We start from the raw sequence: 23,774 nt of genomic DNA on the forward strand, positions 1-23,774 counted from the left end.
ATAACCGGCTCGAAGTCCATCACATTATCCCTGTTCGTCAGTTCCGAGAGGCAGATGACGCCGATATATCGGATGCTCACGCCCTCTCAAATCTGGTAACGCTTTGCAAACGGTGTCATCCGCGCGCCGATCATGATAAACTCGGATTGGAACCCGGTATAGAACCGCCGGAGTGAACCGTGGTGGCGGTTGGCGTTGTCGGAGGAAAAGATAGGATTTATACGATACCCTCCCCGAGAATAGGACGCGCTCGCTTGGTGTAGCCCGGCCAATCATATTGGCCTTTCGTCCGCGAAATCTGGGGTCCGGCCCCTCGCGGGAGGACAGCCAATGACAGGGGTTCAAATCCCCTAGCGAGCATCCCATTATCCCGTTGCAACCACCGAACAGTCAGGAGTGCAACCACTATCTTTGCACACTCTAGAAGCATCCGTCAAGCAACCAGAACAGTCTCGCCGGCTCGGACGCGCTGATTCTTCGACACCCGAACGTCCCCGGTATCGTATTCGGGCGGCAGCAGGACGTCGACGCGCGAGCCGAAGGAGATGTGGCCGATGCGGTCGCCGCGGTCGAGTTCGTCGCCTGCCTCGACGTAGGGGTGGATGCGTCGGGCGACGGCGCCGGCGATGAGCGTCAGTTCGTAGTCCCCACAGTCGATGCGCACGCGCTCGTTGCGGTCGGACTCCTTGGTGAACGCCGGCAGGTGTTTGCCGGGCGTGTGTTCGACCGACTCGACGGTCGCGGCCGCGGGCGCGCGGTTGACGTGGACGTCGGTGACGTTCATGAACACGCCGACGCGGACGCGGTCGGCCTCCTCGCGGATGACGGAGACGCGGCCGTCGGCGGGGGCAACGACGCCCGATGGCGGCGGCGAGCGTTCGGGGTCGCGGTGGAACCACAGCGCGCCGAGGCCGGCCACGAGGAAGGCGAGACCGACTGGCGGGGCGAGGACGACGAGGGGGACGGCCAGCGCCAGCGGGTATTTGGCGTACTGCCACGCGCCGGGTGCGAGGTCGGGAGGCGTCGGAAACACGAGGCAACGATGACGCGCCGGTGCCAAGGCGGTTTCGTTGTGTTTCGTTCTTCCGTGTTAGCATATATTCTATCCCCTTTATGTCCTCTGAGAGCCTCTCTACTGTAGAGACACGATGAAACAAACGATCCCCTTCGACGAGATGGACCGCCTGTTCGAGAGTATGCGCCGCTCCATGCTGGGCGGCAGTTGGATGGCCGGCGACACGAACCTCCGACTGGAGGCGACCGACGATGGGTATCTCGTCCACGCCGACCTGCCGGGATTCGAATCCGACGAACTCGACGTCCGGTTCGACGACGGCGTGCTGACCATCGACGCCGTCCACGAGGTCGAGGACGACGACAGGTCCCGTTCGCGCCGGATCCACGAATCTGTCCGCGTGGGTGCCGACGTCCACATCGAAGAGATCGAAGCCGAATACCACAACGGCGTCCTCGAAGTTCGTCTGCCGGTCGACGAAGCCCACGACGGCGGCCACCGCATCGACGTGAACTGACCGGGAAAATACCCCCTCTAATCGGCACTCGTATTTTAAATTGTTAACCCGTTCGTAAACGTTCCCGTGCAGCGTACGGTATGAAACGCGTCGTGGCGTACAGTATTGGCCGTTATCGCCTAATTAGTCGGTCCGAAGTGCCTGCATTAATATGGGTGGCAGAATACCCACCACACAGCAAGTCATGAGTAGCAATAACGCGGCCTGGTTACAGGCAGAAGAGGAGTACGAGGACGAAGTAATCGGGGAGAACACGATTCCGCGTCTCTTCGAGGAGAGTGCCTCCCGGCACGCCAGTCGGGAAGCCCAGTGGTATAAAGGCGGCATCTACGAGCGCTCGCTGTCCGGCGACGTGATCCCCGCGGCGCCGGCCGAGCAGTACGCGGCGCTCACCTACGCTGAGATGCAGGACATCGTCCGAAACCTCGCCGCCGGGTTCCGCGACCTCGGCGTGGAGGCCGACACCCGAGTGGGCATCTTCGCCAACACCCGGATGGAGTGGGCGCAGTCGGACTTCGGTATTCTCACCGCGGGCGGCGTCGTGACGACCGTCTACACCGAATCCTCGCCGGACCAGGTCCAGTACCTGCTCGATGACCCCGGCGCCGAGGGCGTCGTCGTCGAGAACGAAGAACTGCTGGAGCGCGTTCTCGAGGTCGAAGACGACCTCGACCTCGAGTTCGTCGTCGTCATCGACGAGTTCGACGGGTACGAGGGCCGCGACGATATCCTCTCGCTGGCTGATCTGTATCACCGCGGCGAGGAGGCCTTCGAACTCGAGGAGTACGAATCGTGGCTCGCCGACCGCGACCTCGACGACCTCGCCTCGCTCATCTACACCTCGGGGACGACGGGCAAGCCGAAGGGTGTCCAGCTCACCCACGGCAACTTCCGGTCGAACATCAACGGCATCCGCAAACGGTTCGGTCCCCGCCCCGACAAGGACCCCGAACTGGATACCCTCGACGAGACCTCGCGGTCGCTTTCCTTCCTGCCGCTCGCGCACGTCTTCGAGCGTATCTCCGGTCACTTCCTGATGTTCGGTTCGGGTGCGACCGTCGCCTACGCCGAGTCGACCGACACCGTCGCCGACGATATCCAGACCGTCCAGCCGTCGACGGCGGCCTCGGTGCCCCGCGTCTACGAGCGCATCTACGACAGCCTGCGTGACGAGGCGCCGGAAGCCGTCTTCGAGCGTGCAGTCCCCGTCGCCCGCGAGTGGGCGACCACCGAGAATCCCGGCATCGGCCTGAAGATCAAGTACAAGATCTTCGATACACTCGTCTACTCCAACGTCCGCGAGAAGATGGGCGGCAACATCGAGTTCTTCGTCAGCGGCGGCGGGTCGCTCTCGAAGCGTCTCTCCCAACTCTTCGACGGCATGGGCATTCCCATCTTCGAGGGCTACGGGCTGACCGAGACCTCCCCTGTCGTCTCGGTGAATCCGGCCGAGGACTCCCGCGCCGGAACCCTCGGCCCGGCGCTTGTCAACGTCGACGTTCGCGTCGACGAGACGGTCGTCACCGAGGACCGCCGCGAGGAGGCCGACGGCCAACTCGGCGAACTCCACGTCAAGGGACCGAACGTCACCCAGGGCTACTGGGAGCGTCCCGGCGCGACCCAGGAGGCCTTCACCGAGGACGGATGGTTCCGGACCGGCGACCTCATCGAACTGGGCGAGGACGGCTATCTCACCTACCACGACCGCCTCAAGCAACTCATCGTGCTGGACACGGGCAAGAACATCGCCCCCCAGCCCATCGAAGACGAGTTCGCCACCTCCGAGCGCATCGAGCAGGCGATGGTCATCGGCGACAACCAGAAGTTCATCGCCGCGCTGTTCGTCCCCAACTTCGAGCACCTCCAGCGGTGGGCCGACAAGGAGGGCATCGACCTGCCCGACGACTCCGAGGGTATCTGTGAACACGACCGCGTAATAGAGTACATCGGCGAGGAGGTCGAAGCGGTCAACAAGACCCTCGGGAAATCGGAGAAGATCAAGGAGTTCCGACTCGTCCCCGTCGAGTGGACCGCCGACAACGACCTGCTCACGCCGTCGATGAAGATCAAGCGCCGGAACGTCATGGGCGAGTTCGAAGAACAGGTCGTCGACATCTACGGCGAGGACTTCAACGCCTGATACGGATTCTTGGAACGATGTACCGGTCATCGCCGACCCACACTGGTGATGACCGGTAACAGACTACAATAATCCGTATGAGGCCCGAACGGGCGTTCTGGCGGTGGACCGGCCATCTCACCGACAGCTTTTAACTATCGCTTGCCACTATATCCAGTACACGATGGCGTACAGCCACGCCGCGTCCACGGCCCGTCCCGCCGGCCGACCAGTCCCGACTCCGGCGTGCTGTTGTTGCTGCTGATTCTCGTTTCCCGTCGTCGCTACCAGTGACGACGGCTCCGCTCTGCCCGCTTTCCAACCGCCTACCCAACCAACCGACATGATATTCGACCGACTCAGAGAAGACGTCCGCACCGCCCTCGCTAAGGACCCAGCAGCGACCAGCGCTATCACCGTCGCGCTCCTGTATCCCGGCCTGCACGCCGTCTGGGGGTATCGCATCGCCCACGTCCTGTGGGAGCGCGGCTTCGAGTTCCCTGCCCGCGCGCTCTCGCAGTTCGTTCGCCTTCTCACCGGCGTCGAGATCCATCCAGCCGCGAACATCGGCCGCCGACTGTTCATCGACCACGGGACCGCCGTCGTCGTCGGGGAGACGGCCGACATCGGCGACGACGTGCTGATGTATCACGGCGTCACGCTGGGCGGCGACTCGATGCGCCGGGAGAAACGCCACCCCACCCTCGAAGACGGCGCCACAATCGGCGCGAACTCGACGCTCATCGGCGACATCGTCGTCGGCGAGAACGCCACCGTTGGCGCCGGCAGCGTCGTCGTCGAGGACGTCCCCCCCGATATGACCGTCGCCGGGTCGCCGGCCGAACCCGTCGACGGAACCGGTAGTGCCCGCGCGAACTCCGAGGACGCCCTCGAGTGCGAGTAAGCTTTTACCGTCGAGTGCCTCCCGAATACCGTGACTTCGCCGTACGAAACCCTCCGAGAGGATAGCTATCTCGGCCCGCTGGTCGACCGGCACGGCCACCTCGGACTCGACCCGGCCGACGACATGTTCGAGCGGTTGGTCGTCTCGATCCTCCGCCAGCAGGTGTCGATGGCGTCGGCCGCGGCGACCCGCGAACGCCTGTTCGAGGCCGTCGAGGTGACCCCCGACGGCATCCTCGCCGCAGACCCGGAGACGCTCCGAAACGTCGGTCTTTCCCGACAGAAGACGGGCTACGTCCGCAACGTCGCCGAGGCGTTCCGTGACGATCTCAGCAAGGGCTACTTCGAGGAACTGAGTGACAAGGCGGTCGTCGACGAACTGACGGAAATCAAGGGCGTCGGCGAGTGGACCGCCCACATGCAGCTGCTCTTTGCGCTAGGGCGCCCCGACGTGTTCCCAGTCGGCGACCTCGGCATCCGGAAGGGGATGCGGAACCTCTACGACGAGGACCTGACCCGGGCGGAGATGGTCGAGGAAGCCGAGCGGTGGGCACCGTATCGGAGCTACGCGAGCCTCTATCTGTGGCGCGTCGAGGAGGACATCGCCGATTCGGTCGCGGAAGTCGTCGGCGAATAGTGGCTATTCGAACCGTCCCCGAGGTACTCACCGGCGAGTTCGATGCGGCGGTCCCGGACGTGAAAACCGTCGTCGACCTCTCGTAGGCACAATCGATTTACCGCCGCCTCCCGGCCACCCGATATGGTCGACGCTTCCCTCGTCATCGCGGTCCTGGCCCTGTTGACAGGTTTCATCACCGGCGCCGTCTTCTCGTTTGCCGGCGTCCCCATCCCGGCTCCGCCCTCCATCGCGGGCGTGCTCGGCATCGTCGGCATCTATCTGGGCTACAAAGTGGTCGAATACCTCGACGTCGGCTACGACCTGCTTGGCACGTTCGGTCTGTAGGGAACGGAAGACCGATACGGGACGGTGCTCTACCGAGTTGTATGACCGACGAATTAGACGTGTATCTGGTGACCGACGAGGGCCTGTCGGCGGGTCGCTCGACGGTCGAGATCGTCGAGGCCGCCATCCGCGGCGGCGTCGATATCGTCCAGTTGCGCGAGAAATCCGCCAGCGCGAACGAGCGCTACGAACTCGGCCGTGAACTCCGAGTGCTGACCCGTGAGGCCGGCGTGCCGCTCATCGTCAACGACCGCGTGGACCTCGCGGCCGCCCTCGATGCCGACGGCGTCCATCTCGGTGACGACGACCTGCCAGTTTCGGTCGCCCGCGAACAGTTGGGCGAGGCGGCCATCATCGGCCGCTCCGTCTCGACGCCCGAGGCCGCCCGGCGGGCCGAGGAAGCCGGCGCCGATTACCTCGGCGTCGGTGCGGTCTTCGCGACGGATTCGAAGGACGACGTGTCGCCCGAACAGCAGGGCATCGGCCTCGACCGAATTCGCGCGGTTCGTGAGGCGACGGACCTGCCCTTCGTCGGCATCGGCGGCGTCACACCCCACAACGCCACCGACGTCGTCGAGGCTGGTGCCGATGGCGTCGCCGTTATCTCGGCGGTCACGGGTGCCGACGAGCCCGAGGTGGCGACGCGGGCGCTCGGCAAAGCAGTTCGAAGTCCGGAGGTGGCGGCCGATGACTGAGCCGTCGGTCGACTGTTCGGCGGCACTGGCGGCAGTCGAGCAGGCCGGTCCGTTGGTCAACTCCGTGACGAACAACGTGACGGTCAACGACGTGGCCAATATCACCCTCCATTGGGGTGGCCTCCCCGTCATGTCCGACGACGAGCGGGAAGTCGGCGAGATGGTCTCGACAGCGCAGGCCTGCCTGCTCAACATGGGGACCGTCGACGAAGATGGAGAACAGGCGATGCTGACGGCGGGTGCGGCCGCAAACGAGAGCGGGATTCCGCTGGTCGTGGACCCGGTCGGCGTCGGCGCGACCTCGGTCCGGACGGCCGTCGCCGAGCGACTCGTCACCGACCTCGACGTGACGGTTCTGAAGGGTAACTACGCCGAGATTACGGCACTGGTCGGTGAGGATGCCGACGTCAGGGGCGTCGAATCGGTCGGCGAATACAGCGACATCGCCGAAACCGCCGTCGCCTGCGCTCGCGAATACGACACCGTCGTGGTCGCATCGGGTGAGACGGACATCGTCGCCACCGGCGAGGCGGCCTACGAGGTGTCGGTCGGTCATCCCCTGATGGGGCAGATCGTCGGCACGGGGTGTATGCTCGGCGTCACCCTCGCCACGTTCGGCGGTGGCCTCGGCGTCGACCGCCCGCTCGAAACCGCCCTCGCCGGGACGGCCTGCTTCGGTCTCGCCGGCGAACGGGCCGCAGAGGAAGGCGAGTACAACGGCCCCGCGAGTTACAAGACGGCCTTCCTCGATACGGTCGCCAACATGGGTGCGGCGAACGCGCCGGTCGCCGACGAGCGAATCGAGCAGGTGCTTTCGGCGTAGCCACAACTGGCTGAGGTTTAATTGAAACAGCATCCGCGAGGGCGGGTTCGAAGAATCCGCCCGAAGCGGTTCACCGCGCGACCGGTGGGAGCGCGGGACCAAGGCCCGACCGGAGGTCCCGCGAGGGAAGCGAGCGGGAGCGTTGGAAGACGAACGAAGTGAGTCTTCCTGAGGGAGGGCCGCCGTGTCTTTTTCATCGAAGCTTTTGCCGGCGCGGGTTGCGGGCTACGCCCGCAACCGCATGACGTGGCGGCTTCGCCGCCACGCTCGCGAAGCGCGCCGTGCAAAAAGTTCGTGGCTTCAGAAAGCGTCAGTCGAGACGTCGACGTCCGCGTGGAGACTCTCTTTTACGGAGTCGTGAACGTGGCAGATGTCCTCGCCGAGTTCGAGAACGTCGTCTACCTCGTCGTCGCTGAGATCGGCTTCGATCTGCATGTGGAAGCGAATCGCGGTGAGGTCGTCGTCGTCGTTGACGTCGGCCTCGGCTTCGGTTTCGACCTTGCCGAGGTCGATGTCGAGTTCGTTCGAGGCGCCGGCACGGCAGGCGAACGTGAAGCAGGAGGCGTAGTCGGCGACGAGGACCTGATTGGGGCTCGGCCCCTCCTGTTCGGTCGCGTCGATGCTGAGTTCGAAATCGCCGGCACGGCTCAGGGCGTGATACTTCTCTTCGTTGACGGTGGTCGTGTTTATATCGGCCATAACAATCGACTGGTCGGACGGCATGTATAAAAAGGTAGGTCGCTCGTGGCCGGTCCGGTTATTGGTCTAGGGTGAACGTTTCCTCGCCGTCGAGGATGACGGCCTCCGTCTTGGTACCGGTGGCCTTCAGTTCGCGTTCGAAGTCGCTCGGGTCGAGTTCGATTGGCGGGAACGTGTCGTAGTGCATCGGACAGGCGTAGTCGGCGTCGAGCCAGTCGGCGGCGATGGCGGCCTGTGTCGGTCCCATCGTGAAGTGGTCGCCGGCCGGCAGCGCGGCGAAGTCGGGTTCGAGGAACGGCCCGATGACGTCGCGCATCTCGGTCAGGAGGCTGGTGTCGCCGGCGTGGTAGAAGGCGGTGTTGTCGGGGTCGGCCTCCTGGGTCGGCTTCTTCTCGCTAACCACGAATCCGGCGGGGACGCCCGCGGAGGCGCCGTAGTCCGTCTCGATGCCGTTGGTGTGGGCGGCCTGGGTCATCGTCACCCATGCGTCGCCGCACTCGACGGTGCCGCCGATGTTCATTCCCATCCCCCCGACGGCGTCGTAGTCGCCGAAGTTATCCTCGACGTAGGCGACCAGTTCCGGCACCGCGACGAGGCCGGCGCCCTCGTAGCGGTCGACATCGCCGATGTGGTCGGCGTGGCCGTGGGTAAGCAGGACGTAGTCCGGATCGAGTTCCTCGGGGTCCGTGTCCGTCTTCGGGTTGTCGAAGAACGGGTCGATGAGCAGGTCGGTGTCTTCGAGGCTCACGTGCCACGTCGAATGACCGTACCAGGTAAGATCCATAGCGGGTTGGACTACTCACGAAACCCTAATAAGCGTAGGTGGATATCGGCATTGCGTAACTGACACGATACCGCCGAGTCGAGGGAGTTAGGGCAGTCGCGGTGTTCGGTCCGATATGGACGTTCGGCGCGTCGAAACGGAGGCGGAACTGGCGGATGCACTCGCGGTCCGCCGCGAGGTGTTCATCGAGGAGCAGGGCGTCCCGGAGGACCTCGAAATCGACGGCAAGGACGAGGCAGCTATCGGGTTCGTGGCCTATTCGGACGGCGACCCCGTCGGAGCGGCCCGCATTCGGGACTACGACGATTCGACTGCGAAGGTCGAACGTGTCGCGGTCGTCGAATCCGAGCGGGAAACCGGACTCGGCCGAAAGATCATGGCCGTCGTCGAGGACACCGCGCGGGCGGAAGGCTACGAGGAGATCGTCTTGCACGCCCAAGCGCCCGTCATCGGCTTCTACGAGCGACTCGGCTACGAGATAACGAGCGAGGAGTTCGACGAGGCGGGCATCCCGCATCGGGAGATGCGGAAATCGCTCGCAGAACGTGCGTGAAACCGGACGACGTGCGGCGGGGCCTTTTAGGGGCGGACGGACGATATCGGTCCTGTGACACGACTCGTCGTTGCAGTCGGCGGCAACGCGCTGGCTGCTGACGGGACTTTCGAGGCACAGCGCCGGAGGGTCGCGGCGACGGCGGAATCGCTCGCCGGAGCGGCCGACGAGGACGACGCGTTGGTCCTCACCCACGGCAACGGCCCGCAGGTCGGCAACAAACTGCTGGAGGTCGAGGCCGCCGACACGCCCGACCGCCCGCTGGATGTCCTCGTCGCGGAGACACAGGCGAGTCTGGGGAGCCTGCTCGGCCGAGCGCTGGACGCCCGCCTCGACCGCCCGGTGTCGACGCTCGTGACCCGAGCGGTCGTCGACCCCGAGGACGCGGCCTTCGAGAACCCGACCAAGCCGATCGGGCCGTGGTACACCGAGAAAGAAGCCGCAAACAAGCCGTTCGGGACGAAGGACGTGGGAGAAGGCGACCGCTCGTATCGGCGTGTCGTTCCCTCACCCGAGCCGATCGACGTGCCCGAAACCGGCGCTGTCGACGCGTTACTCGAAGCCGGCGAGGCCGTCATCTGCGGCGGTGGGGGTGGGATTCCGGTCGCACCGGACGACGACGGTTCCGAGAGTATCGCGGCGGTCATCGACAAGGATTACACCGCGAGTCTGATTGCCGATTCGGTCGACGCCGACCGCCTCGTTTTCCTGACGGACGTGCCCTGTGTGTATCTGAACTACGGCACCGACGACCAGCAGACTCTCGAATCGCTGACCCCTGCGGAGGCACGGGAACATCTCGATGCGGGCGAGTTCGGCGAGGGGTCGATGGCACCGAAGATGGCGGCCTGTGCTCGCTTTGCGGAGTCCGGCGGCGAGGCGATTATCGCCAGTATCGACGACCCCGGGGCGGCGCTTCACGGTCGGACCGGAACCACGGTTCGGCCGGACCGTTAGAACAACTCGTCGTCGTAGGTGTCGAGGAACGTCCCGAAATCGCCGTCGTGGAAGTCGACGCGGTAGTGTGCGCGCACGATCGGAATATCTACGTCGATGACGCTTCCGAGGTCATGGGGCGTGCCGGCGACGACACAGTCGGCGTCGACGTTCTCGATGGTCGCTTCGAGGTCGGCGACCTGCTGGTCGGAGTAGCCGACCGCCGGCAGGAGGTCTTCGAGGTGTGGGTAGTTTGCCAGCGTGTCGGCGACGGTGCCGACCGCATGGGGTCGGGGATCGACCAACGCCGCCGCACCGTACGTCTTGGCGGCGATGGTGCCGGCGCCGTAGTCGGCGTTCCCATGGGTGAGTGTGGGGCCGTCCTCGACGACCAGCACGCGTGTGCCCTCGATGCGCTCGGGGCCGTCGACGGTGACGACCGAATCGGCGTGCCAGTAGTCGGCGTCGGTGTGTTCGCGGACGGTCTGCTCGACCCGCTCGATGGCCTCCCGGTCGGCGCTATTTTCCTTGTTCGAGACGACGACGTCCGCGCGCCGGAGATTGGTCTCTCCGGGATGATATCCCGTCGTGTCGTCGGGACGGAGCGGGTCCACGAGGACGACGAGGAGGTCCGGTTTCGCGAAGGCGAGTTCGTTGTTGCCGCCGTCCCAGACTATCACGTCGGCCTCGTCGCTTGCGGCGTCGAAAACGTCGGCGTAGTCGACGCCCGCGTAGACGACGTGGCCGCGCTCGATGTGCTGTTCGAACTCCTCGCGTTCCTCGATGGTGACGTCTTCGAGGTCCTCGTGGGTGGCGAACCGCTGGACGCGGCGCTCCGTGAGATTCCCGTAAGGCATCGGCTCGCGAACGACGGCCACGTCGTAGCCCCGGCCGTCGAGTTCGGCAGCGAGGCCACGGGAGACCTGCGATTTGCCGCATCCCGTGCGGACGGCGTTGACCGCCAGTACGGGCACATCGACGGAGAGTTGTATCGAGTCGGGTCCGAGAAGCCGGAAGTCGGCACCCGCGGCCTCGGCGCGGGAGGCCAACCGCATGACGTGTTCGAAGGAGACGTCGGAGTAGGAGAAGACGACCTGGTCGACGTCGTGTTCCCGAACCAGGTCTTCGAGGCGTGCCTCGGGTTCGATAGGGATGCCGTCGGGGTATCCCTCGCCGGACAGCGAGGCCGGGTACCGTTCGTTCGTGGCTTCGAGTTCGCCGAGGTTCTGCCCCGGCGCCTGCGTGAAGGCGACCACTTCAACGTCTTCGCGTCCGCGAAAGACGGTGTTGAAATCGTGGTAATCGCGTCCGGCCGCACCGACGATGAGTACGCGCATGGCTACGAATGTCGATGTGCTCGCGCAAAAAGGTCCGGTCGGTGCGTGGCTGAGGACGCTACTCCCACGGGGTGGCTTCGCCCTCGGCGATCTCGAAGAGATCCTCGTAGTCGTCCGGCAGTTGGGCCTGCAAATCATCGATCTCGCCGCCGGGGACGACGTCGGCCAGCAGGTCGATGATAGCCTGCGCGTAGAAGGCGGCGTCGCCCTCGTCGACTTCGGCGCGGTCGGCCACGCGGGAGACGAACTCGTCGTAGTCGAACCGCTGGCCGTGGTCGGCATCCAGCAGGTAGTAGTCGATCTCCATCGGCAGCGGGGCGGCGAGGTCGGTGGCTTCGCCCTCTTGCAGGCGTTCGCCGATGGCCGAAAGCACCGCGCGAGTGGCGCGGACGGCTTCGCCTTGCGTGCCGAGTTCGAGACGGTGCTGTACTTCGCCGGTGAATTCGCTGTATTCCATGATTATCGTGTTATGAATGGTTGGTTGCGGCGCTCGACGACTCGGTGAAACGTCTCACTCGGCGGCGTCTCGAAGGACCTCCAGATCCCGATTGCTCCGAGCGAACTCCGAGAGCGGCCGCCGCTCCCCGCAGTCCGGGCAGTCGAAGGATTCTTTCGGGTCAGGAAGCTCCGATAGCGATTCCTCCCAGTGTTTTTCGCACTCGGGACAGGCTAACTCGACGAATGCTTCCATACGGTTAATCGTGCGCCCGGTCAACACAAAAAAGACGTGGGCGATTCTACAGATGTGGGACCATCGCGTCGATGAACGCCCGTTGATTCGGCGACGACGAGAGGAACTCGATTTCGTCGAATCCAGCCTGCTCGTGGCGATCTCGGACCGCCAGCAGGTCCTCGATGTCCGTCGTGATGAGCCCCCACTCGTCCATCTCCGAGAGCGGAACCTCTCGGCCCTGTCGTTCGATTTCCCGGGGGTCGTAGTCGCCCTCCGAGAAGTCGACGGCTACGGTTCCTCGCCAGAAGCCGGCGGCTTCGCGGCAGGCTGCCTCGTCGTCGCCATACGAAACGAGGAACTGCCGGATGCGGTCGATGTCGTCGGGGTCCCGGCCGGCCTCGCGTGCGCCGCGTTCCAGCGCGGGTACGAGTTCCTCCTCGTAGGTGTCGATATCCACGAGCGTGAGGAAGCCGTCGGCGTACTTCCCGGCGACTTCGGCCGTGTTCGGGCCGTTGCCGGCGACGTACAGCGGCACGCGCTCGTCGGGTAACGTGTAGAGGCGCGCACTATCGAGGTCCCAGTAGTGGCCGTCGTAGTTGTGGAAGCCGCCGTCCCACAGGCGGGTGATGATCTCACAGGCGTCTTCGAGGCGCGCCTTCCGCTCGGGATACTCCGGCCACTCGTAGCCCAGCGGCCGTTCGTTCATCGCCTCTCCCGTCGCCAGCGTGACGAACGGCCGGCCGGGGTACATCGCCCCGAGGGTGGCGAAGACCTGTGCGATGAGGCCCGGATGGTACCGGCCGATTGGTGGGGTGACGCCGGTACCGAACCGGATGGTGTCGGTGCGTTCGAGGGCGGCGCCCAGCCACGGCCACGCGGCGCCGCAGTGGGCCTCGGTGTGCCACCACGGGTGGAAGTGGTCGCTGGTCCAGATCGAATCGAAACCGGCGTCCTCGGCGGCCGTGGCGTGGTCCAGCAGCGTCGTCGGCGCGTGCTGTTCGTGGGCGGTAAAGAGGCCGGTGCGCATACGACCCTGTTCTCGGCCGGAGGACAAAAGACTGGGGAGCGGTCCGTTTCGTGAACGCTTAAGCGGCGGCCCTCCAACGCGGGCGTATGCGACGAGTTCGATTCCGCGATTCCCACGGCGACGTTCGCCACGGGGCCCTGGAGGACGAGGAGATTCGCGCATTCCCGACCGACGGCGAGCGCGTGACTGCCGACGAGGAGTACTTCGATCTCAGCGAGGTCGAGGTCCTCCCGCCGACCGACCCCTCGAAGATCGTCTGTGTCGGTCTGAATTACGCCGACCACGCCGAAGAGCAGGGCAAAGAGGTCCCCGACCGTCCCCTGCTCTTCCTCAAGACGCCGAACACCGTCGCCAGCCACGGCCAGACAGTCGAACTCCCGGAAGGCAAGGAACGTCTCGACTACGAGGCCGAACTCGGCGTCGTCATCGGCGAGGAGTGTAGCGACGTCTCCGAAGCGGAAGCAAACGACGTCATCGCCGGGTTCACCTGCGTCAACGACATCTCCAATCGAGACGACCAGGACGTCGAGACCAACTGGGTCCGCGGAAAGGCCTTCGACGACGCGGCGCCCATCGGGCCGGTCGTGGCATCGCCCGACGAGGTGCCGATGGACGCCTCGGTGCAGTGTCGGGTCAACGGCGAACTCCGACAGGACTCCTCCCGCGAGCAGTTCATCTTCAGCGTCCCCGAACTGGTCGCAGAGATCACGAACTACATCACGCTGGAGCCGGGCGACGTGATCTCGACCGGCACCCCGGAAGGTGTCGGCCCGCTCTCGGACGGCGACACCGTTGAGGTCGAAGTCGAGGGCGTCGGCACCCTGCGGAACGAGGTCCACATCCCCTGATGTACTACTGGTTTCGGCCCTCGGTACATTTCTGCGAGGCGGCGGACGCCGAGCGGACGCTCTGTGGGGCCGAAATCACGGGGCTGTCGCCGACGATTCGACCGATTCCCGAGGACACCGACCCCGAGGCACTGTTCGCCGACCGCGACGCCCACGTCTGTGGGAACTGTCTGCGAATCCTGACCGAAGGTGAATGACGGTTTGATTTAAAAGGGAAGGCCGTACCGTCCAGCGACACCGAGGAGGCCGGCGACGACGAGGAGACCCACAGCGAGGACGGTACCGGCGAGATAGAAGGGCCGGGCGGCGCGTGCGGGTTCACGGATCTTGTTCTCGTCGACGCCGCGCTGGGCTTTCGCGCTCCCGATCTCGACGACCGCCGCGAGGCCGAGCCACAGTGCCAGCATCGCGAGAACGAGGTAGCCGCCCCCGCTGCCGGTCAGGCTCTCGACGGTATAGAGCGTGCCGGCAAGGTGGCCGCCGGTGATGAAGAGCAAGGCCGCACTCCCGCGGGTGACCCACTGGAGTTTCGAGACGATACTGCCGAAGGCGTCCGGCGAGAGGTCGCCGCCCATCGCCAGCGGGAGAACCGCCACGGCGACGAACAGGACCGACCCGGTCCACAGCGCCGCGAAGGCGCTGTGTACGATATACATCACTGTATCCAGAACCATATCCAGGTTAGCGGGCGCCGCCGTCTTATAAACCAGCGAAGCGGCAGGCTCTCGGATGGCGTCCGTCGGTGGGGTTTTGCCGGACCGCTTCGAGGGTTCCAGCATGAACCTTCGCGAGGCCTTCGACCCGGAGGGTATCGTCGCGGTCGTCGGTGCGGGGGGAAAGAAGTCGACGTTGTACGCGCTCGCGGTCGAATGCGAGCGTGCAGTCGTTACGACGACGGTCCGAATCCCGCCGTTCGACGGCCACGTCGAACGCTTGGAGATCACCGATGACCCCGTCTCCGTCCTTGAAGACAACGACGAATGGCCGCTCGGGCTAGTTCCGGGCCGCGATGGCGACCGGGAACGTTATCTCGGCTACGACAACGCCACTGTCGACGCGATGGCCGAAGCGACCGACGTGCCCCTACTGACGAAAGCAGACGGCGCGCGCACGCGGTGGCTGAAAGCACCGAAGGAGGATGAACCGCAGATTCCGGAGACGGCGAGCGTGGTCGTCCCCGTCGCCAGCGTGAAATCGGTCGGCGAAGCCCTCGCCGAGGAACACGTCCACCGACCAGAGCGGGTCGCCGCGATTACGGACTGCGAACTCGGCGAGGAGATTCGACCCGAAGACGTCGTTACCGTCCTCACCCACGAGAACGGCGGCCTGAAGGACGTTCCAGACGACGCTCGCGTAATCGCGCTTTTGAACATGGTCGACGACAGCGACCTCGAGGCGACTGCCCGCGATATCGCCGACGAGGTGCTCGCTCACCCGCGAATCGACCGGGTCGTTCTCGGGCGGATGGACCTACGGAAGGTCGTCGACGTGATGGAATAGATCGTCGGTCGCTACGTTTCGCGTAGTTCGAAGGTCGCCTCGACGCTCGCGGTCACCTCGACGGGGTCGGGCTCGAACCCGTCGCTTCCTGCGGCCAGCGCATCGTCGACGATGCTCTCGAAGCCGTCCGACCCGTCCGTCGTCGCCGCGTCGAGTAACTCGCCGACGTCGAGGTTCTCGGTCGCGGCGATGGCTTCGGCGGCCGCGCGCGCCTCGGTCATCGCCTCTCCGAGAGCCTCACGACGTAGTTCCGCCTGGGTTCCCTCGCTCACCGTGAAGAAGACGTCTCGGATGCCCGTCCCCGACGTGGCGTCGGTGACCGTCGTCACGACATCGCCAGCGGTTTCGGGCCGGCAGTCGACGGTCAGCTCCACCAGCGCGCGGTGGTCCGGGTCGTTTTCGTTCACGCCGAAGGCGTCGTCCTGGTTCTCGATCTGCGCACTCGTCGTTCGGATATCCTCGGCATCGATGCCCTCGTTTTGCAGTGCGTCACGGACCATGGCCTCGGCGTCCCGTGCCCGGTCCCGGGCGTGTGTTGCGCTGTCGGCCCGCCCCTCGACCCACACTTCGACCGCGGCGAACGTCGTCGCCGCGGTCGCACGCCCCTCACCGTCGACCGTCACTGTTCGGTCCATGAGTTGTAGTGACACGCACCGTGTATAATTCCTTGTCAGACACCTACTCAGAATTCCTCGACGTGCGGTCTGAGATCGAGTTCGAGCGTCCACGCCGAGCGGTCCTGTTCGACGAGATGCCAGTAACTGTCGGCGATGGCATCGGGGTCGAGGTACTCCTCGGAGTCGTCCCGCTCGCCGCCCGGCGGCAAGATCCCGCCGTCGATAACGACGTGAGCGACGTGGACGCCCGCCGGTCCCAACTCGCGGGCCATCGATTCGGCCAATCCCCGGCAGGCGAACTTGGCGGCGCTGAAGCCGACCGCGCCCTCCCGGCCCCGGACCGACGTCGTCGCGCCAGTGAAGAGTACGGTACCACCCTCGCCGCCGACCATATCCGAGACGGCCTCCCGCGAGCAACGCAGGGCGGCTTCGGGTCCGACTGCCAGCGCCCGACGGAAGTCCTCGGGGTCCTGGTCCAGCAGGCCGTCCCACGACGCTGCGCTGGCGTGGTTGACGAGGATGTCGACCGCGCCGAAGTGCTCGCGAACCTCTTCGAATGCCACCTCTATCTCCGCACTATCGGCGAGGTTCGTCGGAATCGCCGCCGCGTCGCCCGGCGTTTCCGACCGGAGTTGTTCGGCGAGGCCGTCGAGATACGGCTCCGAGCGTGCCAGCAGAGCGACCGAACAGCCCTCCTCGGCGAATCGTTCGGCGATCGACTCTCCCAGCCCCGGTCCGACGCCCGCGATGACTGCCGTTCGTGACATGAGAGAGCCATCGGACGCCAGCGCCAAGAAATGCCACCTGTGAGTTCTATCTTATAATTGCTCGACCGCCGATCGGTCCGGCGGCCTCACAACTGCTCGGCCGCCCACGCCAGATCCTCGGGGGTGTCCACGCTCTCGAAACTGTCCAGCGAGCCGTGTTCGACGAGGTCGGCGCGCTCGACGACATCGTAATCAAGCGAGAACAGGGGCTCGATGATGCGTGTGTCTTCCTCCTGAAGCGCCTCGGTACAGGCGTCGGCCATCGGCTCGGGGCGATAGACGGCGTGGAGCGGTTCGAACCAGTCACCGGGCCGAGGCACGGCGGCGTCGTGGCCGTCCGCTCGCTCGAAAAGGTACGCGAAGAGGTCGGGGTCCAGAAGCGGCATATCGGCGGCAGCGATGGCGGCGTAGTCGGTTTCGGCGGCGCGGAGTCCTTCCGCGATACCGGCGACCGGCCCGCGGTCGGGTTCCTCATCGATGGCAAAGGTGAGATCGAAGTCCGAGAGGGCCTCCGCGACGGCCTCTCGCTGGTCCTCCCGGCAGTTGACCACGAGTTTCTCGGTCGCTTCGAGCAGGCGCTCCGCGGTGTGTCTGATGACGGGTTTGCCGTTCAGGTCGGCGACCGTCTTGTCCGTGCCGCCGAACCGGACCGACCGCCCGCCGCCGACGATGACGCCCGTTCTTGCTCCGTTCGTCATTATGTGGTTCTTGGTTCGGCTTCAATTATAAATGCTCGATGGGAAGCCGGGAGAGTCCCCGAATTGAGTCAGCCTTTCAGTCGTCGGTTCGCGCGGCGGCGTCCTGATGTCGTCGTGATTCCTCAATAGGTGAAACGCGAACGCTCGCGACCTTGTATTCGGGAATCCCGCTCGTGGGGTCGTAGTACTCGCCGGTCAACTCGTTTGCGGCACCGTCGACGAAGTGCATCGGCACGAAGACGACGCCCTTGCCGGGTCGGTCGGTCACCTGCGCGCGAACCTCGATGCTTCCACGAGCCGAATCCACGCGGACGTACTGCCCATCGGAAATCCCGAGGTCGGCGGCCGTCTCGGGATGGACCTCGACGAAACTCTCGCCGACGTGGTCCGTGAGGGCGTCGACACGCCGGGTCAGCGTCCCGGTGTGGAAGTGATACAGCACGCGTCCGGTCGTCAGCGTGAGTGGGTACTCCTCGTCGGGTAGTTCGCCGGGTTCGCCCATGTCGGCGGGGACGAACCGGGCCTTGCCGTCCGCGAAGTTGAAGCCGTCCTCGTAGAGGAACCTGGTGCCGGGATCCTCGGCGTCGGTGCAGGGCCATTGCAGGCCGCCCTCGCGTTCGAGTCGGTCGTGGCTGATGCCGCCGTAGATTGGGGCGACTTCGGCGATCTCGTCCATGATCTCGGCCGGGTCGTCGTAGTCCCAGTCGGCACCCATCCGGTTGGCGAGTTGCTGAACGACGCGCCAGTCCGGGCGGGCATCGCCCGACGTGTCGACGACGGGATTCACCTTCTGCACACGGCGTTCGGTGTTGGTGAAGGTGCCAGACTTCTCGGCGAAGGAAGCGGCGGGAAGCACCACGTCGGCATACTCGGTCGTTTCAGTCGGGAAGATATCGAGGACAGCGAGGAAATCCAGTTTGTCGAGGGCCTCCTCGGCGTGACTGATGTCGGGTTCGGACATCGCGGGGTTCTCGCCCATGACGAACAGGCCGCGGACGTCGTCGTTGTGGATGGCTTCGAAGACCTCAGTTACTTTGAGGCCGACCTGCTCGGGTGGACGGACGCCCCAGACGTCCTCGTAGCGGTCGACGGTCTCGGGGTCGGTCACGTCGCCGTAGCCCGGGAGTTTGTTGGGGAGCGTGCCCATGTCGCCGCCCCCGCCCTGAACGTTGTTGTGGCCGCGGAACGGGGAGAGGCCGGCGTTTGGCTTGCCGACGTTGCCCGTCAGCAGCGCGAGATTCGCCATCGCGAGGACGTTGTTCGTCCCGTGGCTGTGCTGGGTGAGGCCCATCGCCCACCCGAAGACGACGGAGTCTGCCTCGGCGATGGTTTCGGCGGCCTGCTTGAGGTCCTCGGGCGCGATGCCCGTGAGTCGCTCTACCTCCTCGGGGGTGAACGGGTCGACCTTCTCCCGTAACTCCTCGAAGTTGTGGACGTGCTCGTCGACGAACTCGGCATCGTAGAGGTCTTCTTCGATGAGATACCGCGCCATGCCGTTCATCCACGCCACGTCGTAGCCGGGGTTCGACCGGAGGTACTGGTCGGCGTGTTCGGCGACGCCGACCTTCCGGGGGTCGACGACGACGAGGTCGGCGCCGTCCCGGACGTTGCGTTTGATTTTCGTCGCCAGTACGGGATGGGACTCGGTCGTGTTCGTCCCCGACAGCAGGTAGGCGTCGGCGTTGGCCACGTCGTCGATGCTGTTGGACATCGCGCCGTAGCCGACCGACTGCAGGAGGGCGGCGACCGTCGAGGAGTGACAGAGACGCGCGCAGTTGTCGACGTTCGGCGTCTCCAGCACCGTCCGTGCGAACTTCTGGAGGAGGTAGTCGTCCTCGTTGGTACACTTCGAGGAGGCGAAAGCGGCGACCGAATCGGGACCACCCTCCTCGCGTATCTCGCCCAACTCCGAGGCGATTCGCTCCAGGGCTTCGTCCCACGATGCTTCGCGCAACTCGCCGTTCTCGCGAATCTGGGGCGATTCGAGGCGGTCCTCACGGTCGACGAAGCCGTAGCCGAACTTGCCCTTCACGCAGGTCGAGAAGTCGTTGGCCGGGGCGGCGTCGGGGTCGGTCGCGCGCACGCCGAGGACCTCGTCGTCCTTCGAGTGGACGTCGAACCGACAGCCGACGGCACAGTAGCCGCAGGTGGTGTCTGTCACGTCCATCTGCTTCATCCGAGCGTCGCCGACGCGTTTCGCGATGCCGAAGAGGATTCCCTCAGAGAATACCTCGGCGGCGATATCCTCGGCGACGTGCTCGCCGGCTTTCACCGCGCGGTCGCCGACCGCTTTCGCGCCGGATTTCGCCTTCCGTTTGGCGCGGTCCATGAAACCAGCGACGCCGGATCGGGCGGCCTCACCGCGAGCGGGTTCGTCGCTTTCGGGGATGCTCTTCGTGCCCCGGTCGTCCCGCTCCAGCACCTCGCCGACGGAATTGCGCTGGGTGAAGCCGGGGAACGGCAGCGTCGTCGCGTCGACCAGTCCCTCCTCGACCAGACTGCCGGTCGGACAGACCGTCGCACAATGGCCGCAGGTGACGCAGGTCGAATCGGCCATCGTCTCCGCGCCGGTCTGGAAGCCAATGTGGGCGTCCTCGCCCGTTCCCTCGACGCGGAGGACGCCTTCCACCTGCACGTCGTTGCAGGCTTCGACGCATCGGTTGCACATGATGCACTTGTTGCGGTCGATGTGGATCGGTGAGGAGGCGTCGAGGGGATCGTACTCGCTTCGGTCGTCGAGGACACCGTATCGTGGGTGTGTGACACCCTCCTCGATGGACGTATCCTGCAGTTCACACCGGCCGTTCTTTCCACAGGTCGTACACCGGAGGTTGTGGTTCGAGAGGACGAGGTCGAGGTTGACGCTCCGGGCCTCTTCGGCGTCGGGCGCGTCCGTCTCGACTGTCAGGCCGTCCTCGACCGGCGTCGAGCAGGAGGCCACGAGGCCGTCGTCGGTTTCGACGACGCAGGTCCGGCAGGTCGACCGCGGGCCGATCTCCTCGGCGGCCTCGGTATCCCTGTCGTAGTGACACAGCGCGGCGACGTCGCTGCCGGCGGCCTCGACGGCATCGAGCAGGGAGGCATCCGCCGGGACGACGACGGTTTCGCCGTCGACGGTGAGGGTCACCGGTTCGTCGTCGTTGGAGGCCACCCTCTCCGGTCGCGGCGGGTCATTGGCAGTCCCCGTTCGGAAGTCCTCGGTCAGCGGCGTCGACGGCCGTGGGTCCTCGATGTCGGGGACGCCGGGGGTCGGTTCGTCCGCCGCGGAGTCGTCGGCGCTCATTGCATCCCTCCGCAGGCGCCGGCGGGACACCGGCCCTTGGCGTGGGCGCGAAACTCGCTTTCGAACTCCGAGAGCGCGGTCCGGACGGGTCGGGCCGCCCTCTCGCCGAATGCACAGAGACTCGTGGTTCGCATCGTTCGAGCCAACTCCCGGATGTCACCGGCATCGAAGGCTCCATCGTAGACGGCACGCAGGGATTCGTGGAGCTGTTTCGAGCCCTCGCGGCAGGGTACGCACCGTCCGCAGTTCTCCTCGCGGGCGAAGGCCGCCCGCTCTCCAACGGTTGCGACGATACAGCGGTCGGTGCTCAGTACCTCGATTGCACCCTCGGTTCCGAGGCCGGCGCCCGTCATCGCCGGCGCGCTCGCGGGTGTGTCGAGATTCCGGGTCAGGCCGCCGAATCGTCCACCGACGGCGTAGCGGGCCGAATCGGGCGTTTCGACGGCATCCAGCGCGCGCGAAAGCGGGGCGTCGGTCGCCAGCTCGACGGTCGCGGATTCGGGCACGTCCCCGCTGACCGTCACGAGACGGGTGCCGGGGTCGGCCGCCTCGGCGTCGAAGGCGTCGGGGTTCCGCCACAGTTCCGCGAGTTGCAGGAGCGTCCGCGGCGTGTGCACGAGGGTGGGCCGGCTGTAGAGGCCCCATTCCTCCGGGCCCGGCGGGCGGCGGCGTGCCTCGATGCGGTCGTTGCCCTCCAGGGCCTCCAGCGCCATCGTCGGTTCGCCGACCCGGAACGACGAGTCGGCGCGGGCGAGTTGCCACTCGCCGACGGCTTCGAGTCGGTCCGCGAGCAGGTCGTCTTCGGCAGGTGCGAAAGCGACGACGTCCTCGGCGCCGACGATTTCGGCGACGGCCTCGGCGGCGTCCCAGATGCGGCCGGGCGCCGAAACGCCACAGAGGCGGTCCGCGTCCGTTTCGGGGTCGGCGTCGTTCGCGTGGACGACGAGGACCGGATCGCCGTCGGCGTCTCGGGTTCGGTTCCAGTACTCGGCGAGCGGTTCGTCGCTGGCGACGTCGGCGCGCCCCCGTCCCCGGAGGCCGACGCGTTCGACCGTCGCCAGCGCGCTTTCGGGGCCCTCGTGTACCTGAAATGCGACCGGGTTCGGAGTCGCGTCGGGTGGGTGCCAACCGAAGCCCTCCAGCACGCGCGCTGTGCCGACAGCGAGCGGCCCCGTCTCGGGGGTCGGCGGTTCCTCCCCGACCGCGATAGCTTCGGCCTCGCCAGTCAGTAGTCGGTCCTCCTCGGCGGCCAGAACGATACGCTCGATTGTGGTCTCGGTGACGGCACCGTAGAGTGCCGTTCGGCCGTCGACGGTGGCGTAGACGTGCGGCCCGCCGGGCGCACCGGTCGGCCCGGTTTCGAGCACGCGCGTCCGGTCGGCGTGCTGGTGCGCGACCGCGAGCACGTCGGCGTCCCGGCCCGCTCCGTTGCCGACCGCGACCCGAACGGTCGGCGCGTCGGGGCTGTCGTTCATCTCGTGTACGGTGGGACGATTGCCCCAAAAACGTTGTCGCAGGACGGGGAAGATGGACGCCTACTTAAGATATGGCGCCCAGATGGTCGTATATGGAACCACGGGACCTCTCGTCGCACATCGCCTACGAGGCGGGCCGGGGTGTCGAGGAAGTAGCCCGCGAACTCGGATTGGATTCCGACGAGTTGGTGAAGCTCTCCTCGAACGAGAACCCCTTCGGTCCCTCCCCGCAGGCGGCAGCGGCGATCCGCGATTACGCGCCGCAGGTACACACCTATCCGAAGTCCTCGGCGACGGACCTCAGAGACCGACTGGCCGAACAGTGGGCCGTCACGAGATCGCAGATCTGGCTCGCCAACGGCGGCGACGGCGCGCTCGACTACCTCGCCCGTGCGATGCTCGAACCCGACGATGAGGTGCTCGTCCCCGACCCCGGCTTCGCCTACTACGGGATGAGCGCTCGCTACCACCACGGGGAGGTCAACGAATACCCCGTCCGAAAGGAGGACGACTTCGCCCAGACGACCGAGACTATCCTCCCCCACTACGACGGCGAGCGCATCGTCTATCTCACCAGCCCCCACAACCCGACGGGCAGCGAGGTGTCGCTGTCGGCCGTCGAAGCGATCGCTGATGAGACGGACGAAGAGACGCTCGTCGTCGTCGACGAAGCCTACGGCGAGTTCTCCGATTCGCCCTCGGCCGTCGCACTGGTCGAGGACCGCGACGACGTCGCCGTCCTCCGGACCTTCTCGAAGGCCTACGGCCTCGCCGGCGCCCGCCTTGGTTACGCCATCGTTCCCGGCGAGTGGGCCGACGCCTACGCCCGCGTGAACACGCCCTTTGCCGCCTCCGAGATCGCCTGCCGTGCCGGCCTCGCTGCGCTTGGCGACGATTCCCACGTCGAACAGACCGTGCAGGCCACGAAATGGGCACGCGAGTACATGTACGACAACCTCGAGTGCCACACCTGGGAAAGCGCCGGTAACTTCGTACTGTGTGAAGTTGGCGACGGCAGCGCCGTCGCCGAGGCCGCCCAGAAGGAAGGCGTCATCGTCCGCGACACCACCTCCTTCGGCCTGCCCGACTGCGTCCGGGTCACCTGCGGCACCCGCGAGGAGACCGAACGCGCCGTGGAGGTGCTGAACGACCTCCTATGAGAGTCGTCGTCACCGGCACCCCCGGCACGGGCAAGACCACCGCAACGGAACTCGTCGAGACGGACCTCGACGTTATCCACCTGAACGACCTCATCCGCGAGGAAGGCCTCGACAAGGGCGAAGACCCCGAGCGCGGCAGTCTCATCGCCGACATCGACGTCCTTCAGGAGCGCCTCGCCGACCGCGATGACGTCCTCATCGAGTCCCACCTCGCCCACCACCTCGACGCCGACCGCGTGGTCGTCCTGCGCTGTCATCCCCGAACATTGCGCGAACGGCTGCTCGACCGCGGCGAGGACGGCGCCAAGGCGGCGGAGAACGCAGAGGCAGAGGCACTCGACGTCATCCTCTCGGAGGCCGTCAACGCCCACGGCATCGAGA

The 23,774-nt window shown here is 65.8% G+C and carries 28 protein-coding genes and 1 tRNA gene; 16 read left to right on the top strand and 13 right to left on the bottom strand.

What is annotated here, in order from left to right:
• Both V5A53_RS14540 and V5A53_RS03745 read left to right on the top strand, forming a co-directional pair.
• A partial coding sequence (locus V5A53_RS14540; protein WP_442928671.1) for an HNH endonuclease occupies positions 1-176 on the top strand: 176 nt, incomplete at its 5' end.
• A 72-nt stretch (positions 177-248) separates the two neighbouring features.
• Positions 249-360, top strand: a tRNA-Glu gene (locus V5A53_RS03745).
• Positions 361-433: 73 nt separating this feature from the next.
• Here V5A53_RS03745 and V5A53_RS03750 read toward each other — a convergent pair.
• Positions 434-1,033, bottom strand: coding sequence for a protein sorting system archaetidylserine decarboxylase (locus tag V5A53_RS03750; protein ID WP_332312233.1), 600 nt, complete (start codon positions 1,031-1,033; stop codon positions 434-436).
• Between the two features lie 115 nt (positions 1,034-1,148).
• Between V5A53_RS03750 and V5A53_RS03755 the strand changes: the two genes are divergently transcribed.
• The 7 genes from V5A53_RS03755 (at position 1,149) to thiM (ending at position 7,036) form a co-directional block, all read left to right on the top strand.
• Entirely contained in the window at positions 1,149-1,532 is a 384-nt protein-coding gene (locus tag V5A53_RS03755) for an Hsp20/alpha crystallin family protein (protein WP_332312234.1), read from the top strand.
• A 184-nt stretch (positions 1,533-1,716) separates the two neighbouring features.
• A complete protein-coding gene (locus tag V5A53_RS03760; protein WP_332312235.1) occupies positions 1,717-3,672 on the top strand; it encodes an AMP-dependent synthetase/ligase in 1,956 nt (651 codons plus the stop codon).
• Between the two features lie 325 nt (positions 3,673-3,997).
• Positions 3,998-4,555 (top strand): serine O-acetyltransferase, encoded by a 558-nt coding sequence (cysE, locus tag V5A53_RS03765; RefSeq protein WP_332312261.1) that lies wholly within the window; start codon positions 3,998-4,000, stop codon positions 4,553-4,555.
• A gap of 30 nt (positions 4,556-4,585) precedes the next feature.
• Positions 4,586-5,191, top strand: coding sequence for a DNA-3-methyladenine glycosylase family protein (locus tag V5A53_RS03770; protein WP_332312236.1), 606 nt, complete (start codon positions 4,586-4,588; stop codon positions 5,189-5,191).
• A gap of 123 nt (positions 5,192-5,314) precedes the next feature.
• Positions 5,315-5,518 carry a XapX domain-containing protein gene (locus V5A53_RS03775; protein WP_332312237.1) on the top strand — a complete coding sequence of 68 codons (204 nt, stop codon included), beginning with the start codon at positions 5,315-5,317 and terminating at the stop codon, positions 5,516-5,518.
• Between the two features lie 41 nt (positions 5,519-5,559).
• The gene (gene thiE, locus V5A53_RS03780) at positions 5,560-6,213 is read left to right on the top strand and encodes a thiamine phosphate synthase (RefSeq protein ID WP_332312238.1); all 654 of its coding nucleotides are present in this window, start codon (positions 5,560-5,562) and stop codon (positions 6,211-6,213) included.
• Positions 6,206-7,036, top strand: coding sequence for a hydroxyethylthiazole kinase (gene thiM / locus V5A53_RS03785; protein ID WP_332312239.1), 831 nt, complete (start codon positions 6,206-6,208; stop codon positions 7,034-7,036). The genes thiE and thiM overlap by 8 nt, the downstream gene beginning before the upstream one ends.
• A gap of 300 nt (positions 7,037-7,336) precedes the next feature.
• Here the strand turns inward: thiM and V5A53_RS03790 are convergent, their stop codons facing one another.
• Together V5A53_RS03790 and V5A53_RS03795 are read right to left on the bottom strand one after the other, a co-directional pair.
• A complete protein-coding gene (locus V5A53_RS03790; protein ID WP_332312240.1) occupies positions 7,337-7,735 on the bottom strand; it encodes an OsmC family protein in 399 nt (132 codons plus the stop codon).
• A 58-nt stretch (positions 7,736-7,793) separates the two neighbouring features.
• Positions 7,794-8,519 carry a metal-dependent hydrolase gene (locus V5A53_RS03795; protein ID WP_332312242.1) on the bottom strand — a complete coding sequence of 242 codons (726 nt, stop codon included), beginning with the start codon at positions 8,517-8,519 and terminating at the stop codon, positions 7,794-7,796.
• Between the two features lie 115 nt (positions 8,520-8,634).
• Between V5A53_RS03795 and V5A53_RS03800 the strand changes: the two genes are divergently transcribed.
• Together V5A53_RS03800 and V5A53_RS03805 are read left to right on the top strand one after the other, a co-directional pair.
• Positions 8,635-9,072 carry a GNAT family N-acetyltransferase gene (locus tag V5A53_RS03800; RefSeq protein WP_332312243.1) on the top strand — a complete coding sequence of 146 codons (438 nt, stop codon included), beginning with the start codon at positions 8,635-8,637 and terminating at the stop codon, positions 9,070-9,072.
• Between the two features lie 54 nt (positions 9,073-9,126).
• Positions 9,127-10,029 carry an amino acid kinase family protein gene (locus V5A53_RS03805; protein WP_332312244.1) on the top strand — a complete coding sequence of 301 codons (903 nt, stop codon included), beginning with the start codon at positions 9,127-9,129 and terminating at the stop codon, positions 10,027-10,029.
• On the opposite strand, the gene V5A53_RS03810 is transcribed toward V5A53_RS03805, so the two are convergent.
• Genes V5A53_RS03810 through V5A53_RS03825 form a run of 4 tightly spaced genes read right to left on the bottom strand, consistent with a single transcriptional unit; the run spans position 10,026 to position 13,045 of the window.
• Entirely contained in the window at positions 10,026-11,345 is a 1,320-nt protein-coding gene (locus V5A53_RS03810) for a GTPase (RefSeq protein ID WP_332312245.1), read from the bottom strand. The genes V5A53_RS03805 and V5A53_RS03810 overlap by 4 nt on opposite strands.
• A gap of 58 nt (positions 11,346-11,403) precedes the next feature.
• Entirely contained in the window at positions 11,404-11,802 is a 399-nt protein-coding gene (locus tag V5A53_RS03815) for a DUF2267 domain-containing protein (protein WP_332312246.1), read from the bottom strand.
• A 54-nt stretch (positions 11,803-11,856) separates the two neighbouring features.
• Positions 11,857-12,036 carry a DUF7836 family putative zinc-binding protein gene (locus V5A53_RS03820; RefSeq protein ID WP_332312247.1) on the bottom strand — a complete coding sequence of 60 codons (180 nt, stop codon included), beginning with the start codon at positions 12,034-12,036 and terminating at the stop codon, positions 11,857-11,859.
• 46 nt (positions 12,037-12,082) lie between these two features.
• On the bottom strand, positions 12,083-13,045 hold the full coding sequence (locus V5A53_RS03825) for an LLM class flavin-dependent oxidoreductase (RefSeq protein WP_332312248.1): 963 nt from the start codon (positions 13,043-13,045) through the stop codon (positions 12,083-12,085).
• A gap of 86 nt (positions 13,046-13,131) precedes the next feature.
• Here V5A53_RS03825 and V5A53_RS03830 point away from each other — a divergent pair, with 86 nt between their 5' ends.
• Both V5A53_RS03830 and V5A53_RS03835 read left to right on the top strand, forming a co-directional pair.
• Complete coding sequence (locus tag V5A53_RS03830) at positions 13,132-13,893, top strand: fumarylacetoacetate hydrolase family protein (protein ID WP_332312249.1); 762 nt, start codon at positions 13,132-13,134, stop codon at positions 13,891-13,893.
• Positions 13,893-14,090, top strand: coding sequence for a hypothetical protein (locus tag V5A53_RS03835; protein WP_332312250.1), 198 nt, complete (start codon positions 13,893-13,895; stop codon positions 14,088-14,090). Before V5A53_RS03830 ends, V5A53_RS03835 begins: the two co-directional genes overlap by 1 nt.
• A 9-nt stretch (positions 14,091-14,099) precedes the next feature.
• Here V5A53_RS03835 and V5A53_RS03840 read toward each other — a convergent pair whose 3' ends face one another.
• On the bottom strand, positions 14,100-14,567 hold the full coding sequence (locus V5A53_RS03840) for a transporter (protein ID WP_332312251.1): 468 nt from the start codon (positions 14,565-14,567) through the stop codon (positions 14,100-14,102).
• A 103-nt stretch (positions 14,568-14,670) separates the two neighbouring features.
• Between V5A53_RS03840 and yqeC the strand changes: the two genes are divergently transcribed.
• Complete coding sequence (yqeC, locus tag V5A53_RS03845) at positions 14,671-15,393, top strand: selenium cofactor biosynthesis protein YqeC (RefSeq protein ID WP_332312252.1); 723 nt, start codon at positions 14,671-14,673, stop codon at positions 15,391-15,393.
• Between the two features lie 11 nt (positions 15,394-15,404).
• Here yqeC and V5A53_RS03850 read toward each other — a convergent pair whose 3' ends face one another.
• From V5A53_RS03850 to V5A53_RS03870, 5 genes are all read right to left on the bottom strand, one after another.
• Positions 15,405-16,028: an SIMPL domain-containing protein gene (locus V5A53_RS03850; protein ID WP_332312253.1), complete on the bottom strand. Its 624-nt coding sequence runs from the start codon at positions 16,026-16,028 to the stop codon at positions 15,405-15,407.
• A gap of 47 nt (positions 16,029-16,075) precedes the next feature.
• A complete protein-coding gene (locus V5A53_RS03855) occupies positions 16,076-16,777 on the bottom strand; it encodes an SDR family NAD(P)-dependent oxidoreductase (RefSeq protein WP_332312254.1) in 702 nt (233 codons plus the stop codon).
• A gap of 86 nt (positions 16,778-16,863) precedes the next feature.
• Positions 16,864-17,475, bottom strand: coding sequence for a molybdenum cofactor guanylyltransferase (locus V5A53_RS03860; RefSeq protein WP_332312255.1), 612 nt, complete (start codon positions 17,473-17,475; stop codon positions 16,864-16,866).
• Positions 17,476-17,551: 76 nt separating this feature from the next.
• Positions 17,552-20,758, bottom strand: coding sequence for a formate dehydrogenase subunit alpha (gene fdhF, locus V5A53_RS03865; RefSeq protein ID WP_332312256.1), 3,207 nt, complete (start codon positions 20,756-20,758; stop codon positions 17,552-17,554).
• Positions 20,755-22,233, bottom strand: coding sequence for an NADH-ubiquinone oxidoreductase-F iron-sulfur binding region domain-containing protein (locus V5A53_RS03870; protein WP_332312258.1), 1,479 nt, complete (start codon positions 22,231-22,233; stop codon positions 20,755-20,757). The genes fdhF and V5A53_RS03870 overlap by 4 nt, the downstream gene beginning before the upstream one ends.
• A gap of 92 nt (positions 22,234-22,325) precedes the next feature.
• Between V5A53_RS03870 and hisC the strand changes: the two genes are divergently transcribed.
• Both hisC and V5A53_RS03880 read left to right on the top strand, forming a co-directional pair.
• Complete coding sequence (hisC, locus tag V5A53_RS03875) at positions 22,326-23,393, top strand: histidinol-phosphate transaminase (protein ID WP_332312259.1); 1,068 nt, start codon at positions 22,326-22,328, stop codon at positions 23,391-23,393.
• A partial coding sequence (locus V5A53_RS03880) for an AAA family ATPase (protein WP_332312260.1) occupies positions 23,390-23,774 on the top strand: 385 nt, incomplete at its 3' end. The genes hisC and V5A53_RS03880, both read left to right, overlap by 4 nt.

Origin of the sequence: Natronomonas sp. (assembly GCF_036625485.1) — an archaeon.
Classification (GTDB): Archaea; Halobacteriota; Halobacteria; order Halobacteriales; family Haloarculaceae; genus Natronomonas.

What these genes read in the sequence shown, in the direction of transcription:
- V5A53_RS03820 (WP_332312247.1), bottom strand. Translation starts at nt 12,036, where the DNA reads ATGGAAGCATTCGTCGAGTTAGCCTGTCCCGAGTGCGAAAAACACTGG.
- V5A53_RS03870 (WP_332312258.1), bottom strand. Translation starts at nt 22,233, where the DNA reads ATGAACGACAGCCCCGACGCGCCGACCGTTCGGGTCGCGGTCGGCAAC.
- V5A53_RS03835 (WP_332312250.1), top strand. Translation starts at nt 13,893, where the DNA reads ATGTACTACTGGTTTCGGCCCTCGGTACATTTCTGCGAGGCGGCGGAC.
- V5A53_RS03790 (WP_332312240.1), bottom strand. Translation starts at nt 7,735, where the DNA reads ATGGCCGATATAAACACGACCACCGTCAACGAAGAGAAGTATCACGCC.
- V5A53_RS03795 (WP_332312242.1), bottom strand. Translation starts at nt 8,519, where the DNA reads ATGGATCTTACCTGGTACGGTCATTCGACGTGGCACGTGAGCCTCGAA.
- V5A53_RS03840 (WP_332312251.1), bottom strand. Translation starts at nt 14,567, where the DNA reads ATGGTTCTGGATACAGTGATGTATATCGTACACAGCGCCTTCGCGGCG.
- V5A53_RS03810 (WP_332312245.1), bottom strand. Translation starts at nt 11,345, where the DNA reads ATGCGCGTACTCATCGTCGGTGCGGCCGGACGCGATTACCACGATTTC.
- V5A53_RS03830 (WP_332312249.1), top strand. Translation starts at nt 13,132, where the DNA reads ATGCGACGAGTTCGATTCCGCGATTCCCACGGCGACGTTCGCCACGGG.
- fdhF (WP_332312256.1), bottom strand. Translation starts at nt 20,758, where the DNA reads ATGAGCGCCGACGACTCCGCGGCGGACGAACCGACCCCCGGCGTCCCC.
- V5A53_RS03815 (WP_332312246.1), bottom strand. Translation starts at nt 11,802, where the DNA reads ATGGAATACAGCGAATTCACCGGCGAAGTACAGCACCGTCTCGAACTC.
- hisC (WP_332312259.1), top strand. Translation starts at nt 22,326, where the DNA reads ATGGAACCACGGGACCTCTCGTCGCACATCGCCTACGAGGCGGGCCGG.
- yqeC (WP_332312252.1), top strand. Translation starts at nt 14,671, where the DNA reads ATGAACCTTCGCGAGGCCTTCGACCCGGAGGGTATCGTCGCGGTCGTC.
- V5A53_RS03800 (WP_332312243.1), top strand. Translation starts at nt 8,635, where the DNA reads ATGGACGTTCGGCGCGTCGAAACGGAGGCGGAACTGGCGGATGCACTC.
- V5A53_RS03775 (WP_332312237.1), top strand. Translation starts at nt 5,315, where the DNA reads ATGGTCGACGCTTCCCTCGTCATCGCGGTCCTGGCCCTGTTGACAGGT.
- V5A53_RS03825 (WP_332312248.1), bottom strand. Translation starts at nt 13,045, where the DNA reads ATGCGCACCGGCCTCTTTACCGCCCACGAACAGCACGCGCCGACGACG.
- V5A53_RS03860 (WP_332312255.1), bottom strand. Translation starts at nt 17,475, where the DNA reads ATGACGAACGGAGCAAGAACGGGCGTCATCGTCGGCGGCGGGCGGTCG.
- V5A53_RS03855 (WP_332312254.1), bottom strand. Translation starts at nt 16,777, where the DNA reads ATGTCACGAACGGCAGTCATCGCGGGCGTCGGACCGGGGCTGGGAGAG.
- V5A53_RS03760 (WP_332312235.1), top strand. Translation starts at nt 1,717, where the DNA reads ATGAGTAGCAATAACGCGGCCTGGTTACAGGCAGAAGAGGAGTACGAG.
- V5A53_RS03755 (WP_332312234.1), top strand. Translation starts at nt 1,149, where the DNA reads ATGAAACAAACGATCCCCTTCGACGAGATGGACCGCCTGTTCGAGAGT.
- thiM (WP_332312239.1), top strand. Translation starts at nt 6,206, where the DNA reads ATGACTGAGCCGTCGGTCGACTGTTCGGCGGCACTGGCGGCAGTCGAG.
- thiE (WP_332312238.1), top strand. Translation starts at nt 5,560, where the DNA reads ATGACCGACGAATTAGACGTGTATCTGGTGACCGACGAGGGCCTGTCG.
- V5A53_RS03850 (WP_332312253.1), bottom strand. Translation starts at nt 16,028, where the DNA reads ATGGACCGAACAGTGACGGTCGACGGTGAGGGGCGTGCGACCGCGGCG.